General features: G+C 60.0%; 15 protein-coding genes. 14 read left to right on the forward strand and 1 reads right to left on the reverse strand.

What is annotated here, in order from left to right; genetic code table 11:
- The first annotated feature begins 217 nt into the window (after window positions 1-217).
- From sdhC to P0Y58_10855, 11 genes are all read left to right on the forward strand, one after another.
- On the forward strand, window positions 218-604 hold the full coding sequence (gene sdhC, locus P0Y58_10805; protein ID WEK32651.1) for a succinate dehydrogenase, cytochrome b556 subunit: 387 nt from the start codon (window positions 218-220) through the stop codon (window positions 602-604).
- Window positions 598-966 carry a succinate dehydrogenase, hydrophobic membrane anchor protein gene (gene sdhD / locus P0Y58_10810; protein WEK32652.1) on the forward strand — a complete coding sequence of 123 codons (369 nt, stop codon included), beginning with the start codon at window positions 598-600 and terminating at the stop codon, window positions 964-966. The genes sdhC and sdhD overlap by 7 nt, the downstream gene beginning before the upstream one ends.
- Window positions 967-969: 3 nt before the next feature.
- Window positions 970-2,742 carry a succinate dehydrogenase flavoprotein subunit gene (sdhA, locus tag P0Y58_10815; GenBank protein WEK32653.1) on the forward strand — a complete coding sequence of 591 codons (1,773 nt, stop codon included), beginning with the start codon at window positions 970-972 and terminating at the stop codon, window positions 2,740-2,742.
- An 11-nt stretch (window positions 2,743-2,753) separates the two neighbouring features.
- Window positions 2,754-3,458 carry a succinate dehydrogenase iron-sulfur subunit gene (locus P0Y58_10820; protein ID WEK32654.1) on the forward strand — a complete coding sequence of 235 codons (705 nt, stop codon included), beginning with the start codon at window positions 2,754-2,756 and terminating at the stop codon, window positions 3,456-3,458.
- Between the two features lie 244 nt (window positions 3,459-3,702).
- Window positions 3,703-6,534, forward strand: coding sequence for a 2-oxoglutarate dehydrogenase E1 component (locus P0Y58_10825; GenBank protein ID WEK32655.1), 2,832 nt, complete (start codon window positions 3,703-3,705; stop codon window positions 6,532-6,534).
- A 42-nt stretch (window positions 6,535-6,576) separates the two neighbouring features.
- The gene (gene odhB, locus P0Y58_10830; protein WEK32656.1) at window positions 6,577-7,809 is read left to right on the forward strand and encodes a 2-oxoglutarate dehydrogenase complex dihydrolipoyllysine-residue succinyltransferase; all 1,233 of its coding nucleotides are present in this window, start codon (window positions 6,577-6,579) and stop codon (window positions 7,807-7,809) included.
- A 92-nt stretch (window positions 7,810-7,901) separates the two neighbouring features.
- A complete protein-coding gene (lpdA, locus tag P0Y58_10835; GenBank protein WEK32657.1) occupies window positions 7,902-9,338 on the forward strand; it encodes a dihydrolipoyl dehydrogenase in 1,437 nt (478 codons plus the stop codon).
- Window positions 9,339-9,510: 172 nt separating this feature from the next.
- On the forward strand, window positions 9,511-10,677 hold the full coding sequence (gene sucC, locus P0Y58_10840) for an ADP-forming succinate--CoA ligase subunit beta (GenBank protein WEK32658.1): 1,167 nt from the start codon (window positions 9,511-9,513) through the stop codon (window positions 10,675-10,677).
- Window positions 10,677-11,561 (forward strand): succinate--CoA ligase subunit alpha, encoded by an 885-nt coding sequence (gene sucD / locus P0Y58_10845; protein WEK32659.1) that lies wholly within the window; start codon window positions 10,677-10,679, stop codon window positions 11,559-11,561. Before sucC ends, sucD begins: the two co-directional genes overlap by 1 nt.
- Window positions 11,562-11,934: 373 nt before the next feature.
- Complete coding sequence (gene brnQ, locus P0Y58_10850) at window positions 11,935-13,248, forward strand: branched-chain amino acid transport system II carrier protein (protein WEK32660.1); 1,314 nt, start codon at window positions 11,935-11,937, stop codon at window positions 13,246-13,248.
- A 317-nt stretch (window positions 13,249-13,565) separates the two neighbouring features.
- Complete coding sequence (locus tag P0Y58_10855; GenBank protein WEK32661.1) at window positions 13,566-14,315, forward strand: DUF599 family protein; 750 nt, start codon at window positions 13,566-13,568, stop codon at window positions 14,313-14,315.
- Between the two features lie 67 nt (window positions 14,316-14,382).
- On the opposite strand, the gene P0Y58_10860 is transcribed toward P0Y58_10855, so the two are convergent.
- Complete coding sequence (locus P0Y58_10860; protein ID WEK33311.1) at window positions 14,383-14,685, reverse strand: hypothetical protein; 303 nt, start codon at window positions 14,683-14,685, stop codon at window positions 14,383-14,385.
- Window positions 14,686-14,839: 154 nt separating this feature from the next.
- Here P0Y58_10860 and P0Y58_10865 point away from each other — a divergent pair, with 154 nt between their 5' ends.
- The 3 genes from P0Y58_10865 (at window position 14,840) to htpG (ending at window position 17,769) form a co-directional block, all read left to right on the forward strand.
- Window positions 14,840-15,316, forward strand: coding sequence for a PaaI family thioesterase (locus P0Y58_10865; GenBank protein WEK32662.1), 477 nt, complete (start codon window positions 14,840-14,842; stop codon window positions 15,314-15,316).
- Window positions 15,313-15,795: a PaaI family thioesterase gene (locus tag P0Y58_10870; GenBank protein WEK32663.1), complete on the forward strand. Its 483-nt coding sequence runs from the start codon at window positions 15,313-15,315 to the stop codon at window positions 15,793-15,795. The genes P0Y58_10865 and P0Y58_10870 overlap by 4 nt, the downstream gene beginning before the upstream one ends.
- Window positions 15,796-15,864: 69 nt before the next feature.
- A complete protein-coding gene (gene htpG, locus P0Y58_10875; GenBank protein WEK32664.1) occupies window positions 15,865-17,769 on the forward strand; it encodes a molecular chaperone HtpG in 1,905 nt (634 codons plus the stop codon).
- Window positions 17,770-17,783 lie beyond the last annotated feature (14 nt).

Here is a 17,783-nt window from a genome sequence, read left to right on the forward strand (position 1 = left end):
AATTTGTCGCCCATTTACGCCTTTTGTCCGTTAAAGGCAATGCGCTATTTGGGCTACCCCGTCACGTTGTCATAAGCAGCCTAACTGTCTATACTCGGCACCCGACCGCCAGGGGCTTGCAAGCCCGAACTGCTGGGGTCGCCGTTCCCTGGGTGGTGGGTACCTGACCAGTACACTTACCAACAACTTTGCCCTGATTCGCTAGGGGCTCTTCAGTGTGAAAAAAGCCGTGAAAAGCCAACGACCTGTAAACCTAGACCTAAGGACCATCAAACTCCCCATTACCGGCGTAACGTCATTCCTCCACCGTGTATCCGGCATCATCCTCTTCCTGGGCCTGGCCTTCATGCTTTACGCATTGGGTAAATCCCTGGGTTCCGAGGAAGGTTTCGGTGAGGTGAAGGCGTGCTTGACCAGCCCGCTGGCCAAGTTCGTGGCGTGGGGTCTCCTGTCTGCCTTGCTGTATCACCTGGTTGCCGGCGTGCGCCATCTGATTATGGACATGGGCATCGGTGAGACGCTGGAAGGCGGAAGACTGGGCTCGAAAATCATCATCGCTGTTTCCGTAGTGGTGATCGTGCTTGCAGGAGTTTGGATATGGTAACTAACGTCACGAACCTTTCGCGTTCGGGCCTCTATGACTGGATGGCGCAGCGCGTATCTGCGGTCGTTCTCGCGGCTTACTTCATTTTCCTGATCGGTTACCTCGCCGCGCACCCGGGCATCGATTATGCCCAGTGGCACGGTCTGTTCTCCAATAACGCGATGCGTATCTTCAGTTTGCTGGCGCTGGTCGCCCTGGGCGCTCACGCCTGGGTCGGCATGTGGACCATTGCAACCGACTACCTGACGCCAATGGCGCTGGGCAAGTCGGCAACTGCGGTACGTTTCCTGTTCCAGGCGGTATGCGGCGTTGCGATGTTCGCTTACTTCGTCTGGGGTGTGCAGATTCTCTGGGGTATCTGATCCATGGCTAGCATTCCAACCATTTCTTTCGACGCCATCATCATCGGTGGCGGCGGCGCAGGCATGCGTGCTGCGCTGCAACTGGCTCAAGGCGGCCACAAGACTGCCGTAGTCACCAAGGTCTTCCCGACCCGCTCGCACACTGTATCCGCCCAGGGCGGCATCACCTGCGCCATCGCTTCGGCCGACCCGAACGACGACTGGCGTTGGCACATGTACGATACCGTCAAGGGTTCCGACTACATCGGTGACCAGGACGCTATCGAATACATGTGTCAGGAAGGCCCGGCTGCGGTCTTCGAGCTGGACCACATGGGCCTGCCGTTCTCGCGTACCGAAACCGGCCGCATCTATCAGCGTCCGTTCGGTGGCCAGTCCAAGGACTTCGGCAAGGGTGGCCAGGCCGCCCGTACCTGTGCCGCTTCCGACCGTACCGGTCACGCGCTGCTGCACACCCTGTACCAAGGCAACCTGAAGGCCGGTACCACCTTCCTCAACGAGTACTACGCCGTTGACCTGGTGAAAAACCAGGACGGCGCCTTTGTCGGTGTGATCGCGATCTGCATCGAAACCGGCGAAACCATGTACATCAAGGCCAAGGCTACCGTTCTGGCCACTGGCGGTGCGGGGCGTATCTACTCCTCTACCACCAACGCCCTGATCAATACCGGTGACGGTATCGGCATGGCCCTGCGTGCCGGTGTGCCGGTGCAGGACATCGAGATGTGGCAGTTCCACCCGACCGGCATCGCCGGCGCCGGTGTACTGGTCACTGAAGGTTGCCGTGGCGAAGGTGGTTACCTGATCAACGCCCACGGCGAGCGCTTCATGGAGCGTTACGCGCCGAACGCGAAAGACCTGGCCGGCCGCGACGTGGTTGCCCGTTCCATGGTCAAGGAAATCATCGCCGGCAACGGCGTGGGCCCGAACAAGGACCACGTACTGCTGAAGCTGGACCACCTGGGTGAGGAAGTGCTGCACAGCCGCCTGCCAGGTATCTGCGAACTGTCCAAGACCTTCGCCCACGTCGACCCGGTCGTCGCGCCGGTGCCGGTCGTTCCGACCTGCCACTACATGATGGGTGGCGTTGCCACCAACATTCATGGCCAGGCCATCACCATGGACGAAGAAGGCAAGGATCACATCATCCCTGGCCTGTTCGCCGTAGGTGAAGTGGCGTGCGTATCGGTTCACGGTGCCAACCGCCTGGGCGGCAACTCGCTGCTCGACCTGGTGGTGTTCGGCCGTGCTGCCGGCCTGCACCTGGAGAAGGCGCTGAGCGACGGCATCGAGCACCTCGACGCCAGCGACACCGACATCGATGTTGCCCTGAACCGCCTGAACAAGCTCAACGAGCGCTCCACTGGCGAAGACGTTGCCAGCCTCAAGCGCGAACTGCAAAGCTGCATGCAGAACTACTTCGGTGTATTCCGTACTGGCGAATACATGCAGAAGGGTATCGAGCAGCTGGCCGGCCTGCGTGACCGCATCGCCAATGTCAAGATCAACGACAAGTCCCAGGCCTTCAACACCGCGCGTATCGAAGCGCTGGAGCTGCAGAACCTGCTGGAAGTTGCCGAAGCTACCGCCATCGCGGCCGAAGCCCGTAAAGAGTCCCGCGGCGCTCACGCCCGTGAAGACTTCGAAGACCGTGACGACGAAAACTGGCTGTGCCACACCCTGTACTACCCGGGTGTGAAGCGCGTTGCCAAGCGCGGCGTCAACTTTGCGCCGAAGACCGTACCGGCCTTCGAGCCAAAAATCCGGACTTACTAAGGGTGGCTGCTATGTTGAAAGTCGAAGTTTATCGTTACAACCCCGACACCGACTCGGCGCCCAAGATGGAGTCGTTCGACGTCGATACCGGCGGCAAGGACCTGATGGTTCTCGATGTATTGGCGCTGATCAAGGAAAAGGACGAGGGTTTCTCGTACCGTCGCTCGTGCCGTGAAGGCGTGTGCGGTTCCGATGGCATGAACATGAACGGCAAGAACGGGCTGGCCTGCATCACCCCGCTGTCGGGTGTGGTCAAAAAGGGCAAGCTGGTTCTGCGCCCGCTGCCAGGCTTGCCGGTCATTCGTGACCTGGTCGTCGACATGAGCATCTTCTACAAGCAGTACGAGAAGGTGAAGCCATTCCTGCAGAACGACACGCCGGCCCCGGCCATCGAGCGTCTGCAGTCGCCTGAAGAACGTGACAAGCTGGACGGCCTGTACGAGTGCATCCTGTGCGCTTGCTGCTCGACTTCCTGCCCGTCGTTCTGGTGGAACCCGGACAAGTTCCTGGGCCCCGCCGCACTGCTGCAGGCCTACCGCTTCCTGGCCGACAGCCGTGACACCAAGACTCAGGAGCGCCTGGCGTCCCTGGATGACCCGTTCAGTGTATTCCGCTGCCGCGGGATCATGAACTGCGTAAACGTTTGCCCGAAAGGTCTGAATCCGACCAAGGCAATCGGTCACGTACGTAACATGCTGCTGCAAAGCGGTACCTGATACAAAGTGTTGTACCTGCAGTAAGCCGAGGTGCGGGTGGAGAGCCCGCACTGAGGTAAACCCGAACAAGGGCCCACAAAGCCCGCGTTCATACCTATGAAGATATGAGACCAGCAGGGGCTTTCCGGGCTGGTACCCGGAAAATCAGCAGGATCCAAGTGGCGTGGTTCAGTCGCTTTATTCGGACTTTTCCAGGTTTGCTGTGGCTCTCGCCGATCAGTCCCCTAATCGAGGGTGACCAAGCATGCAAGAAAGCGTGATGCAGCGCATGTGGGATAGCGCCCACCTTTCAGGTGGTAACGCTGCATATGTGGAAGAGCTCTACGAGCTCTACCTGCACGACCCTAACGCTGTGCCAGAAGAGTGGCGCACTTACTTCCAGAAGTTGCCAGCCGACGGCAGCACCGCTACTGATGTATCGCACTCGACAATCCGCGACCATTTCGTATTGCTGGCAAAGAACCAGCGCCGCGCCCAACCGGTTTCCGCCGGGAGCGTGAGCAGTGAACACGAGAAGAAGCAGGTTGAAGTTCTGCGACTGATCCAGGCCTATCGTATGCGCGGCCATCAGGCTGCCAAGCTCGACCCGTTGGGGTTGTGGCAGCGCCCTGCGCCCGTAGACCTGTCGATCAATCACTACGGCTTGACCAATGCCGATCTTGATACGACCTTCCGTGCCGGCGACCTGTTCATCGGCAAAGAGGAGGCGAGCCTACGCGACATCTTCGATGCACTCCAGAAGACATATTGTCGCACCATTGGCGCCGAATTCACCCACATCGTCGATTCCGAGCAGCGCAGCTGGTTCCAGCAGCGCCTGGAAAGCGTGCGCGGCCGTCCGGAGTTTTCCGCTGACGTGCAGGCCCACCTGCTTGAGCGCGTAACGGCCGGTGAGGGCCTGGAAAAGTACCTGGGCACCAAGTACCCGGGCACCAAGCGTTTCGGCCTGGAGGGCGGCGAGAGCCTGATCCCGATGCTGGATGAAATGATCCAGCGTTCCGGCTCTTACGGCACCAAGGAAGTTGTCATCGGCATGGCCCACCGTGGTCGCCTGAACGTGCTGGTGAACACCTTCGGCAAGAACCCGCGCGAGCTGTTCGACGAGTTCGAAGGCAAGAAGATGAACGAGCTGGGCTCCGGTGACGTGAAGTATCACCAGGGCTTCTCTTCGAACGTGATGACCACCGGTGGCGAAGTTCACCTGGCCATGGCGTTCAACCCGTCCCACCTGGAAATCGTTTCGCCTGTGGTCGAAGGTTCGGTGCGCGCCCGTCAGGACCGCCGCAACGACACCGTTGGCGACAAAGTGCTGCCGATTTCGATCCACGGCGACGCAGCATTCGCCGGCCAGGGCGTGGTGCTGGAAACCTTCCAGATGTCGCAGACCCGCGGTTTCAAGACCGGCGGCACCGTGCACATCGTGATCAACAACCAGGTCGGTTTCACCATCAGCAACCCGTTGGACGCGCGCTCTACCGAGTACGCCACCGACGTTGCCAAGATGATCCAGGCGCCGATCCTGCACGTGAACGGTGATGACCCGGAAGCCGTGCTGTTCGTCACCCAGCTGGCCATCGATTACCGCATGCAGTTCAAGCGTGATGTGGTTGTCGACCTGGTCTGCTACCGTCGTCGCGGCCACAACGAGGCCGACGAGCCAAACGGCACCCAGCCGCTGATGTATCAGCAGATCGCCAAGCAGCGCACCACCCGTGAGCTGTATGCCGAGGCACTGATTCAGGCAGGTCGTATCGATGCCGAACGCGCTCAGGCCAAGATCGACGAATACCGCAACGCGCTGGACAACGGCCTGCACGTGGTTAAAAGCCTGGTCAAGGAGCCGAACCGCGAGCTGTTCGTCGACTGGCGCCCCTACCTGGGCCATGCCTGGACCGCGCGTCACGACACCCGTTTCGACCTCAAGACCCTGCAAGACCTGTCGGCCAAGCTGCTTGAGCTGCCGGAAGGTTTCGTGGTTCAGCGCCAGGTATCGAAGATCTACGAAGATCGCCAGAAGATGCAGGCCGGTGGCTTGCCGATCAACTGGGGTTATGCAGAGACCATGGCCTACGCCACCCTGCAGTTCGAAGGCCACCCGATCCGCATGACCGGCCAGGACATCGGCCGTGGCACCTTCTCGCACCGCCATGCGGTGTTGCACAACCAGAAGGACGCCAGCACCTACATCCCGTTGCAGAACCTGTTCCCGGGCCAGCCACGTTTCGACCTGTACGATTCGTTCCTGTCCGAAGAAGCGGTGCTGGCCTTCGAATATGGCTACTCCACCACCACGCCGAACGCGCTGGTGATCTGGGAAGCCCAGTTCGGCGACTTCGCCAACGGTGCGCAAGTGGTGATCGACCAGTTCATCACCAGCGGTGAGCACAAGTGGGGCCGCCTGTGCGGTCTGACCATGCTGCTGCCACACGGTTATGAAGGGCAGGGGCCGGAGCACTCCTCCGCGCGTCTGGAGCGTTACCTGCAGCTGTGCGCCGAGCACAACATCCAGGTCTGCGTACCGACCACCCCGGCACAGATCTACCACCTGCTGCGTCGCCAGGTGATCCGCCCGCTGCGCAAGCCGCTGGTGGTCCTGACGCCGAAGTCGCTGCTGCGCCACAAGCTGGCCGTCTCGACCCTGGAAGACCTGGCAGAAGGCTCGTTCCAGACCGTGATCCCGGAAATCGACGCGATCGATCCGGCCAAGGTCGAGCGCCTGGTGCTGTGCAGCGGCAAGGTCTACTACGACCTGCTGGAAAAACGCCGTGCCGAAGGCCGCGAAGACATCGCCATCCTGCGTCTCGAGCAGCTGTACCCGTTCCCGGAGGACGACCTGGTCGAAATCCTGGCGCAATACAGCAACCTCAAGCATGCCGTCTGGTGCCAGGAAGAACCGATGAACCAGGGCGCCTGGTACAGCAGCCAGCACCACATGCGCCGTATCCTGGGCCGCCACAACAAGGCACTGGTCCTGGAATACGCCGGTCGCGACGCTTCTGCCGCGCCAGCCTGTGGTTACGCTTCGAAGCACGCCGAACAGCAGGAAAAACTGCTGCAAGACGCCTTCACTGTCTAACGCCTTCGCGCACCTGAAACCGAATTTAAGGAAACACAGATAATGGCTATCGAGATCAAAGCCCCAACCTTCCCGGAATCGGTTGCCGATGGCACCGTTGCCACCTGGCACAAGCAGCCGGGCGAAGCCGTCAAGCGTGACGAGCTGATCGTCGACATCGAGACCGACAAGGTCGTCCTGGAAGTGCTGGCCACCGCCGACGGCGTGCTGGGCGCGATCGTCAAGGGCGAGGGCGAAACCGTCCTGTCCGACGAACTGCTGGGTTCGATCGTTGAGGGTGGTGCTGCTGCCGCTCCTGCCGCCGCCGCCCCGGCTGGCGCTCCAGCTGCAGCTGCAGCTGCAGCTGCAGCTGACGCTGGTGAAGACGACCCGGTTGCTGCCCCGGCTGCGCGCAAGCTGGCTGAAGAAAACGGCATCGACCTGGCTACCGTTGCCGGTACCGGTAAAGGCGGTCGCATCACCAAGGAAGACGTGGTTGCTGCTGTTGCCAACAAGAAGTCGGCACCTGCCGCTGCACCGGCTGCCAAGCCTGCCGCTGCCGCTGCTGCCCCGGTTGTCGTTGCCGCTGGCGACCGCACCGAGAAGCGCGTGCCAATGACCCGCGTGCGTGCCACCGTTGCCAAGCGTCTGGTCGAAGCCCAGTCGAACATGGCGATGCTGACCACCTTCAACGAAGTCGACATGACCGAAGTCATGGCCCTGCGTTCGAAGTACAAGGACCTGTTCGAGAAGTCCCACAATGGCGTGCGCCTGGGCTTCATGTCGTTCTTCGTCAAGGCAGCCACCGAAGCGCTGAAGCGCTTCCCGGCCGTCAACGCCTCGATCGACGGCAGCGACATCGTTTACCACGGCTATGCCGACATCGGTGTTGCGGTGTCCAGCGACCGTGGCCTGGTGGTTCCGGTACTGCGTAACGCCGAGTCGATGAGCCTGGCTGAAATCGAAGGCGGCATCGCCACCTACGGCAAGAAAGCCCGTGACGGCAAATTGTCGATCGATGAAATGACCGGCGGCACCTTCACCATCACCAACGGTGGTACCTTCGGTTCGATGATGTCGACCCCGATCGTCAACCCGCCGCAGGCTGCCATTCTCGGCATGCACAACATCATCCAGCGTCCGATGGCCATCAACGGCCAAGTGGTAATCCGCCCGATGATGTACTTGGCGCTGTCGTACGATCACCGCCTGATTGATGGTAAGGAAGCCGTAACCTTCCTGGTCACCATCAAGAACCTGCTGGAAGATCCGTCTCGCCTGCTGCTGGACATCTAACCCTCTGGCTGCGTACCGTGCCGGCCTGTCTTCGAAAGAAGCGTGGCCGCCTGGTACGCGGCTTGTAGCTTGTAGCTGATAAGGAATCTTTTATGACCCAGAAATTCGACGTAGTGGTGATTGGTGCAGGTCCTGGCGGCTATGTGGCTGCCATCAAGGCTGCCCAGCTTGGTCTGAAGACTGCCTGTATCGAGAAATACACTGACGCCGAGGGCAAACTGGCCCTGGGCGGCACCTGCCTGAACGTAGGTTGCATTCCTTCCAAGGCGCTGCTGGACAGCTCCTGGAAATACAAGGAAGCCAAAGAGAGCTTCAACGTCCACGGTATCTCCACTGGCGAAGTGAAGATGGACGTCGCTGCGATGGTTGGCCGCAAGGCTGGCATCGTCAAAAACCTGACCGGCGGCGTTGCCACCCTGTTCAAGGCCAACGGCGTTACTTCGATCCAGGGCCACGGCAAACTGCTGGCTGGCAAGAAAGTCGAAGTCACCAAGGCTGACGGCACCACCGAAGTCATCGAAGCCGACAACGTGATTCTGGCTTCCGGCTCGCGCCCGATCGACATTCCGCCGGCTCCGGTCGACCAGAACGTCATCGTCGACTCCACCGGCGCCCTGGAATTCCAGACCGTACCACAGCGTCTGGGTGTTATCGGCGCCGGCGTCATCGGCCTGGAACTCGGTTCGGTATGGTCGCGCCTGGGTGCCCAGGTGACTGTCCTGGAAGCCCTGGACACCTTCCTGATGGCTGCTGACACTGCAGTTGCCAAAGAAGCTCAGAAAACGCTGACCAAGCAAGGTCTGGACATCAAGCTGGGCGCTCGCGTGACCGGCTCGCAAGTCAATGGCAACGAAGTCGAAGTGACTTACACCGATGCCAATGGCGAGCAGAAAATCACCTTCGACAAGCTGATCGTAGCGGTCGGCCGTCGTCCGGTAACCACCGAGTTGCTGGCTGCCGACAGCGGCGTGACCATCGACGAGCGTGGCTACATCTTCGTTGACGATCACTGCGCCACCAGCGTTCCAGGCGTATTCGCCATCGGTGACGTGGTACGCGGCATGATGCTGGCCCACAAGGCCTCGGAAGAGGGCATCATGGTTGTCGAGCGCATCAAGGGCCACAAGGCCCAGATGAACTACGACCTGATCCCGTCGGTTATCTACACCCACCCGGAAATTGCATGGGTCGGCAAGACCGAACAGTCCTTGAAGGCCGAGGGTGTTGAGGTTAACGTAGGCACCTTCCCGTTCGCGGCCAGCGGCCGTGCGATGGCTGCCAACGACACCGGTGGTTTCGTCAAGGTCATCGCCGATGCCAAGACCGACCGCGTCCTGGGTGTACACGTGATTGGCCCATCGGCTGCCGAACTGGTGCAGCAGGGTGCAATCGCAATGGAATTCGGCACCAGTGCCGAGGATCTGGGCATGATGGTCTTCAGCCATCCAACCCTGTCCGAAGCGTTGCATGAAGCAGCGCTGGCGGTGAATGGCGGCGCCATTCACGTGGCCAACCGTAAGAAGCGTTAATTATAAGAAACCACGGCGGGCAGCCCGTCGTGAGTCTTGCGTGCATGACTCACCGCGGAACGTCCGCCGGACCGGATCACACGGGAAAACCCGGGGTCAACGGTCACAGGTGGTGCGGCGCCAGTAATGGCGCAGCGCCGAAGCGCAGTACCTAACGAAGACGGTAAAAAGCATGAATCTTCACGAGTATCAGGGTAAGCAGCTGTTCGCTGAATACGGCCTGCCAGTTTCCAAGGGTTTCGCAGTCGATACCCCTGAAGCTGCAGCAGAAGCTTGCGACAAGATCGGCGGTTCCGAGTGGGTTGTAAAAGCCCAGGTTCACGCAGGTGGTCGCGGTAAAGCGGGCGGCGTCAAGCTGGTTCGCAGCAAGGAAGACGCCAAGGCGTTCGCTGCGCAATGGTTGGGCAAGCGCCTGGTAACCTACCAGACCGACGCCAACGGTCAGCCAGTGACCAAGATCCTGGTCGAATCCTGCACTGACATCGCCAAAGAGCTGTACCTGGGCGCTGTAGTCGATCGCTCGAGCCGCCGCATCGTGTTCATGGCTTCCACCGAAGGTGGCGTGGACATCGAGAAAGTCGCTCACGACACTCCTGAGAAGATCATCAAGGCTACTATCGATCCACTGGTCGGCGCGCAGCCGTTCCAGGGTCGTGAACTGGCATTCCAGCTGGGTCTGGAAGGCAAGCAAGTTGCTCAGTTCGCCAAGATTTTCGTAGGCCTGGCCAAGCTGTTCAAAGAACACGACCTGGCCCTGCTGGAAGTCAACCCGCTGGTCATCAAGGCCGACGGCGACCTGCACTGCCTGGATGCGAAGATCAACATCGACGCAAACGCCATGTACCGTCAGCCTAAGCTGAAAACCTTCCACGACCCGTCGCAAGACGACCCTCGTGAAGCCCACGCTGCCAGCTTCGAGCTGAACTACGTGGCCCTGGAAGGCAACATCGGCTGCATGGTCAACGGTGCCGGCCTGGCCATGGGTACCATGGACATCGTCAACTTGCATGGCGGCAAGCCAGCCAACTTCCTCGACGTTGGCGGCGGTGCTACCAAAGAACGCGTTACCGAAGCGTTCAAGATCATTCTGTCCGACAGCAATGTCGCGGCCGTTCTGGTCAACATCTTCGGCGGCATCGTTCGTTGCGACATGATTGCCGAAGGCATCATCGGTGCAGTGAAAGAAGTCGGCGTTAAAGTTCCGGTTGTTGTTCGCCTTGAAGGTAACAACGCCGAACTGGGCGCTAAAGTACTGGCAGAAAGCGGTTTGAACATCATTGCGGCCACCAGCCTGACCGACGCTGCTCAACAAGTTGTAAAAGCTGCGGAGGGCAAGTAATGAGCGTCCTGATCAATAAAGACACCAAAGTTATCTGCCAGGGCTTCACCGGCTCGCAGGGTACTTTCCACTCCGAACAAGCCATCGCCTACGGCACCAAGATGGTTGGCGGCGTGACCCCAGGCAAGGGTGGTACCACCCACCTGGGCCTGCCAGTGTTCAACACTGTGAAAGAAGCTGTAGAAGCTACCGGCGCTGACGCTTCGGTTATCTACGTTCCGGCTCCTTTCTGCAAAGACTCGATCCTGGAAGCGGCCTTCGGCGGCATCAAGCTGATCGTGTGCATCACCGAAGGCATTCCTACCCTGGACATGCTGGATGCCAAGGTCAAGTGCGACGAGCTGGGTGTTACCCTGATCGGCCCTAACTGCCCAGGCGTCATCACCCCAGGCGAGTGCAAGATCGGCATCATGCCAGGTCACATTCACCTGCCAGGCAAGGTCGGTATCGTTTCGCGTTCCGGCACCCTGACTTACGAAGCCGTCAAGCAGACCACCGACGCCGGCTTCGGCCAGTCGACCTGCGTCGGCATCGGCGGTGACCCGATCCCGGGCTCCAACTTCATCGACATCCTGAAGCTGTTCCAGGAAGACCCGAAGACCGAAGCGATCGTCATGATCGGTGAGATCGGCGGTTCGGCTGAAGAAGAAGCTGCTGCCTACATCAAGGCTCACGTCACCAAGCCTGTCGTTTCGTACATCGCCGGTGTTACCGCACCTGCGGGCAAGCGCATGGGCCACGCTGGCGCCATCATTTCCGGCGGCAAGGGCACTGCGGACGAGAAGTTCGCCGCGCTGCAGGACGCTGGTGTGAAAACCGTGCGTTCCCTGGCTGACATCGGCAAGGCCCTGGCCGAGCTGACTGGCTGGGAAGCCAAGAAGTAATACTGCTACACCCCCCACGCGCACAGAGGCCACCTTCGGGTGGCCTTTGTCGTTTCTGCGCGGGGTATTTTATCGACGTGGAAAATTCGATGGGTCCGATCAGGTTTTTCCACCAGACATTCACGCTAATTGGCAATAAATTATCGCTTGGCACAGATATCCAGACGACAAACATGTACGCACATCGGACAAGCAGCACTGTAACAGTGCGTTTGTTGGGTAAAACGGTTAATCTACGCGCCACTCTGTGCCCGCTCCCCAAAAGGGAACGACACGCTAAACGGGTCTGGCCTATCAAGCCGGGCAGCATTTCCCTCACCCATAGGGAAATCCCTTCTCGAATCCCGATTTCAGCAGTGTGGTACTACCTTAAATGAAAGTTCTCAAAGGCCAGGATATCCTGGCGCTTGGCTTTATGACGTTTGCGCTTTTCGTGGGTGCAGGCAATATCATCTTCCCGCCTATCGTCGGTCTGCAGTCTGGCCCGCACGTATGGATGGCAGCACTGGGCTTTCTGGTGACCGCCGTGGGCCTGCCGGTCATCACCGTGGTGGCTCTGGCCAAGGTCGGTGGTGGCATGGATGCCCTGAGCAGCCCGATCGGCAAGTTTTTCGGCGGCCTGCTGGCGGCTGTCTGCTACCTGTCGGTCGGCCCGCTGTTCGCCACCCCGCGTACGGCGACTGTATCGTTCGAAGTGGGTGTTGCACCGCTGACCGGTGAAAGCCCGCTGGCGCTGTTCATCTACAGTCTGGTGTACTTCGCCGTGGTGCTGGCTGTCTCTATGTACCCGGGCAAGCTGCTCGACACGGTGGGCCGTTTCCTGGCGCCGTTGAAGATCATCGCCTTGGCTGTGCTGGGCATTGCCGCCTTCGCACTGCCGGCCGGGACTATTGGCGAAGCACAGCCGGCCTATGCCGCAGCTGCATTTTCCAAAGGCTTCTCCGATGGCTACCTGACCATGGACACCTTGGGTGCTCTGGTGTTCGGTATCGTCATCGTCAACGCCATCCGCTCGCGCGGTGTCGAGTCACCGAAGCTGATCACCCGCTATGCAATCATCGCTGGCCTGATCGCCGGTGTCGGCCTGGCCCTGGTGTATATCAGCCTGTTCCGTCTGGGTGCCACCAGCCATGACATCGCGGCTGATGCCACCAACGGTGCGGCGGTACTGCATGCCTACGTGCAGCATACCTTCGGCTCGCTGGGCAGCGGTTTCCTCGCCGTGCTGATCGCACTGGCTTGCCTGGTAACCGCGGTAGGCCTGACCTGCGCCTGTGCCGAGTACTTCAGCCAGATCCTGCCGTTGTCCTATCGCGCACTGGTGGTGATCCTGGCCGGCTCCTCGCTGCTGATCTCCAACCTCGGGTTGACCAAGCTGATCATGTTCTCGATCCCGGTGCTTACCGCCATCTACCCGCCTTGCATCGTGGTGGTCGGCCTGAGCTTCGTGAAGGACCTGTGGAATTCGCCGGCCCGTATCCTGGCGCCGGTGATGCTGGTGTCGCTGTTGTTCGGCATGGTCGACGCAATCAAGGGCAGCAGCATCGCCCACGTGCTGCCGGACTTCATGGCGCACCTGCCGTTGAGCGACGCTGGCATGGCCTGGCTGGTACCTTCGGTGGTGACCCTGGTCGGCGCCGTGGCGTGCGATCGCATGCTCGGCAAGCCGCGCGAGGCGCTGGCCTGACCCGCTAGTTTGAAGCCTGAGGGCGGCACCGGCCACAAGCCGAAGGGTGCTCGCCAAGGGTGGAAACCGGAAAGCCCCGTATCCGAAAGGATGCGGGGCTTTTTGTTTGCCTGTTCCGGCCTCTTCGCGGGCGCGCCCGCTCCCACAGGTTAAGCGCAATGTTCAGAGTTGGCGCTGTACCTGTGGGAGCGGGCGTGCCCGCGAAGAGGCCAGCATGAGCAGTACAAAAATCACGGCAGATGTGTGCCTTTTGCCGCTTGCCAGCGTCGAAATCCGGTCCCTATCCTCTAGGCACCTGGCCCATTCGGGAACCCTGCATGAACTTCATCCAAAGCAACCTCAACAACCTGCTGGCCATCGCATGGTTTGCCCTGTGCTGGGGTGGCTATACCCGCTATGCCATCTGGAAGGGCCGCGACACGGCGTGCCTGGCCAGCGTGTTGCACCTGTACCGCGAAGACTGGATGCGCCGCATGCTGCTGCGCGACAACCGTATCGCCGATGCCAGCGTGATCGGCAACCTTGAACGCAACGCCTCGTTCTTTGCCTCAAGCACGCTGATCATCCTCGCAGGCATCCTTACCGTGCTCGGTGCCTCCGACCGGGCGCTGTCGCTGCTTGCTGACCTGCCGCTGGTGCAGCAGACCTCTCAGGGCATGTCGGAAATCAAGCTGCTGTGCCTGGCCACGGTTTTCGTCTACGCCTTTTTCACGTTCAGCTGGTGCATGCGCCAGTACAACTTTGCAGCGGTGCTGGTGGGGTCAGCGCCAATGATCGGGGAACGGCTGGTCAATGAACTGGAACGCAAGGCGTTCGCTTCAAGGGCGGCACGGGTATTGTCACTTGCCGCCAACCAGTTCAACCTGGGCCTGCGTTCGTATTACTTCGGCATGGCCATGTTGAGCTGGTTTATCAGCCCATGGTTGTTCATGACCATGAGTGTCGGGGTGGTATTGATTCTCTATCGCCGAGAGTTCCATTCCGATGTGCTGGATGTGATGGTGTTCACACCCACCGAAAGTGTACCTGGCGAACCGGCAAAGGAAATGACAGTGCCGGGTAACTGAAACGTTTAATCTTTAATGCGCAGATACAAAAAAACCCGACAGTGTCGGGTTTTTTTGTTTTAGCCAATTACTGCTTGGCGGGTTCAGCCGGAGTAGCTTCTGGCGCAGGAGCAGCTGGCGCGGCTTCCGGAGCCGGAGTAGCCGGAGCGGCTTCTTCGGCAGCCTTCTGCTCGGCTTCAGCCTGATCTTTGGCGGCTTCAGCGTTTTCCTTGGCGGCTTCGTTCATTTTATCCTGAGCTTCGCCCGCTTTTTCCTGGGCTTGCTCGGCGTGTTGCTGTGCGTCCTGGGCTTTGTCTTCGCTCGCTTTATCGCAAGCGGCCAGGCCCATGGCAGCGGCCAGCATCAGAGCAAAAGCAAAAGGTTTACGCATGGGGGTGATTCTCCTTGGTGGAATAAGTGACTTGTTCCTTCGAGTGCAACTACGCGGAATAAGTTCCACGAAGGTTACAGATATATAACGCCTCGTTCTATATAGACTTTTTAACATTTTTATGCCGCTGCGGCAGTACGGGTGGAAACAGCGAATGAGCGATTCAACCTTGATGGCCATGGCCGAGCGTTTTCTTTCGGCCCTTAAACATTGCCAGTTGCTGCACATGCGTGTGGCCCAGGCCGATGGTGATGGAATGACCCTGGTGTTGCCTTGGTCGCCGGCCATTGTCGGCAACCCGCAAACCGGTGCCGTGCATGGCGGGGCACTGACCACGCTGATGGACACTACCTGCGGCATGGCCACCCTGTGCGTGCTGCCGCGCTTTGAGGTGTGCCCGACGCTGGACCTGCGCATCGACTACATGCACCCGGCCCAAGCCGGCAAGGACATCTACGGTCACGCCCAGTGCTACCGGGTTACCCGCGACGTGATCTTCACCCGTGGCACTGCCTATCAGGACGACCCCGGCCAGCCGATCTGCCAGGTGGTGGGTACGTTCATGCGCCTGGGCACGGAGATCAAGGGCGGTATCCGTTTCGGCAACAGCCTGAAGGAGGGCGGGGCATGATTCCGTACGCGGTTCGTCAGCAACTCAACGCCGCTCACGCGGTCGGTGATTACCGGCCATTGCTGGCGCTGATCCCCTATGCAGGGCTGATCGGTATCGAGTGCGAGCGACAGGGTGATGACTTGTTGTTCCGCCTGCCAGCCAGCCCGGACAACATCGGTAACCCGTTGCTGCCGGCTATCCATGGTGGCGTGATTGCGGGTTTCATGGAGCTGTCTGCCGCGCTGTACCTGCTGATCTACAGTGAAAGCGCGAGTATTCCCAAGGTCATCGATTTTTCCATCGACTACCTGCGCGCCGGGCATTTTCGCGATACCTACGCCCAGTGCCAGCTGTGGCGCCAGGGCCGCCGGGTGACCAACGTGGCCATCACCGCCTGGCAGGGCGAGAGGGAAGAGCCAATTGCCACCGCCCGTGCGCATTTCAAGATCGAGCCGGAAAAGCCCTTGAAATCATCCGGGCAGCCCCCATCTGAATGACATCCGCCATTAACGCAGGCCAAACCGGCCGCCAGGCGCCACTGCCATCAGATCGGAGTTTCGAAGACCATGACTGTGGAAACACAAAAAGAAACGTTGGGCTTCCAGACCGAGGTGAAGCAACTGCTGCACCTCATGATTCATTCGCTGTACTCGAACAAGGAAATCTTCCTGCGGGAACTGATTTCCAACGCCTCCGACGCCGCTGACAAGCTGCGTTTCGAAGCCCTGGCCAAGCCGGAGCTGCTCGAAGGTGACGCCGACCTGAAGATTCGCCTGAGCTTCGACAAGGAAGCCGGTACCGTGACCCTTGAGGACAACGGCATCGGCATGAGCCGCGAAGACGTCATCGCCCACCTGGGTACCATCGCCAAGTCCGGTACCGCCGACTTCATGAAAAACCTCACCGGTGACCAGAAGAAGGACTCGCACCTGATCGGTCAGTTCGGCGTAGGTTTCTACTCCGCGTTCATCGTGGCCGACAAAGTCGACGTATACAGCCGTCGTGCCGGTCAGCCGGCCGCCGAAGGCGTGCACTGGTCGTCGAAAGGCGAGGGTGAGTTCGAAGTCGCCACGATCGACAAGCCACAGCGCGGCACTCGTATCGTCCTGCACCTGAAACAGGAAGAGAAAGAGTTTGCCGATGGCTGGCGCCTGCGCAACGTGGTCAAGAAGTACTCCGACCACATCGCCCTGCCGATCCAGCTGCCGAAAGAGCAGGCTGGCGCCGAAGGCGAAGAGCAGCCAGCCGAAGAGTGGGAAACCGTCAACCGCGCCAGCGCCCTGTGGACCCGTCCGCGTACCGAGATCAAGGACGAGGAATACCAGGAGTTCTACAAACACATCGGCCATGACTTCGAAAACCCGCTGGCCTGGAGCCACAACAAGGTCGAAGGCAAGCTCGAATACAACTCGCTGCTGTACGTGCCGGCCCGCGCACCGTTCGACCTGTATCAGCGCGAAGCGTCCCGCGGCCTGAAGCTGTACGTGCAGCGTGTGTTCATCATGGAACAGGCCGAATCGTTCCTGCCCCTGTATCTGCGCTTCATCAAAGGCGTGGTCGACTCCAACGACCTGTCGCTGAACGTGTCCCGCGAAATCCTGCAGAAAGACCCGATCATCGAGTCGATGAAGACCGCGCTGACCAAACGCGTGCTGGACATGCTGGAGAAGCTGGCGAAGAACGAACCCGAGCAGTACAAGGGTTTCTGGAAGAACTTCGGGCAGGTGCTGAAGGAAGGCCCGGCCGAAGATTTCGCCAACAAGGAGAAGATCGCCGGTCTGTTGCGCTTCGCCTCCACTCACGACGACAGCGGCGAGCAAAGCGTTGCCCTGGCCGACTACCTGGCCCGTGCCAAGGAAGGCCAGGACAAGATCTACTACCTCACCGGCGAGTCGTACGCACAGGTCAAGAACAGCCCGCACCTGGAAGTCTTCCGCAAGAAAGGCATCGAAGTGCTGCTGCTCACCGACCGTATCGATGAGTGGCTGATGAGCTACCTCAACGAGTTCGATGGCAAGGCGTTCGTTGACGTTGCCCGTGGCGACCTGGACCTGGGCAACCTGGATTCGGAAGAAGACAAGAAGGCCCAGGAAGAAGTCGCCAAGGACAAAGAAGGCCTGGTCGAGCGCCTGAAGGGTGCGCTGGGTGACAGCGTGGCCGAAGTGCGCGTTTCGCACCGCCTGACCGATTCGCCGGCGATCCTCGCCATTGGCGAACAGGACCTGGGCCTGCAGATGCGCCAGATCCTGGAGGCCAGCGGGCAGAAAGTGCCGGAATCCAAGCCGATTTTCGAGTTCAACCCCGGCCACCCGCTGATCGAGAAGCTGGACAACGAGCAAAGCGAAGACCGCTTCGCCGAGCTGTCGCACATCCTGTTCGATCAGGCGGCCCTGGCGGCCGGTGATAGCCTGAAAGACCCGGCGGCTTACGTTCGTCGCTTGAACAAGCTGTTGGTCGAGCTATCTGCTTGAGTTGATGCACAGGA

Origin of the sequence: Candidatus Pseudomonas phytovorans (assembly GCA_029202525.1) — a bacterium.
Lineage (GTDB): Bacteria > Pseudomonadota > Gammaproteobacteria > Pseudomonadales > Pseudomonadaceae > Aquipseudomonas > Aquipseudomonas phytovorans.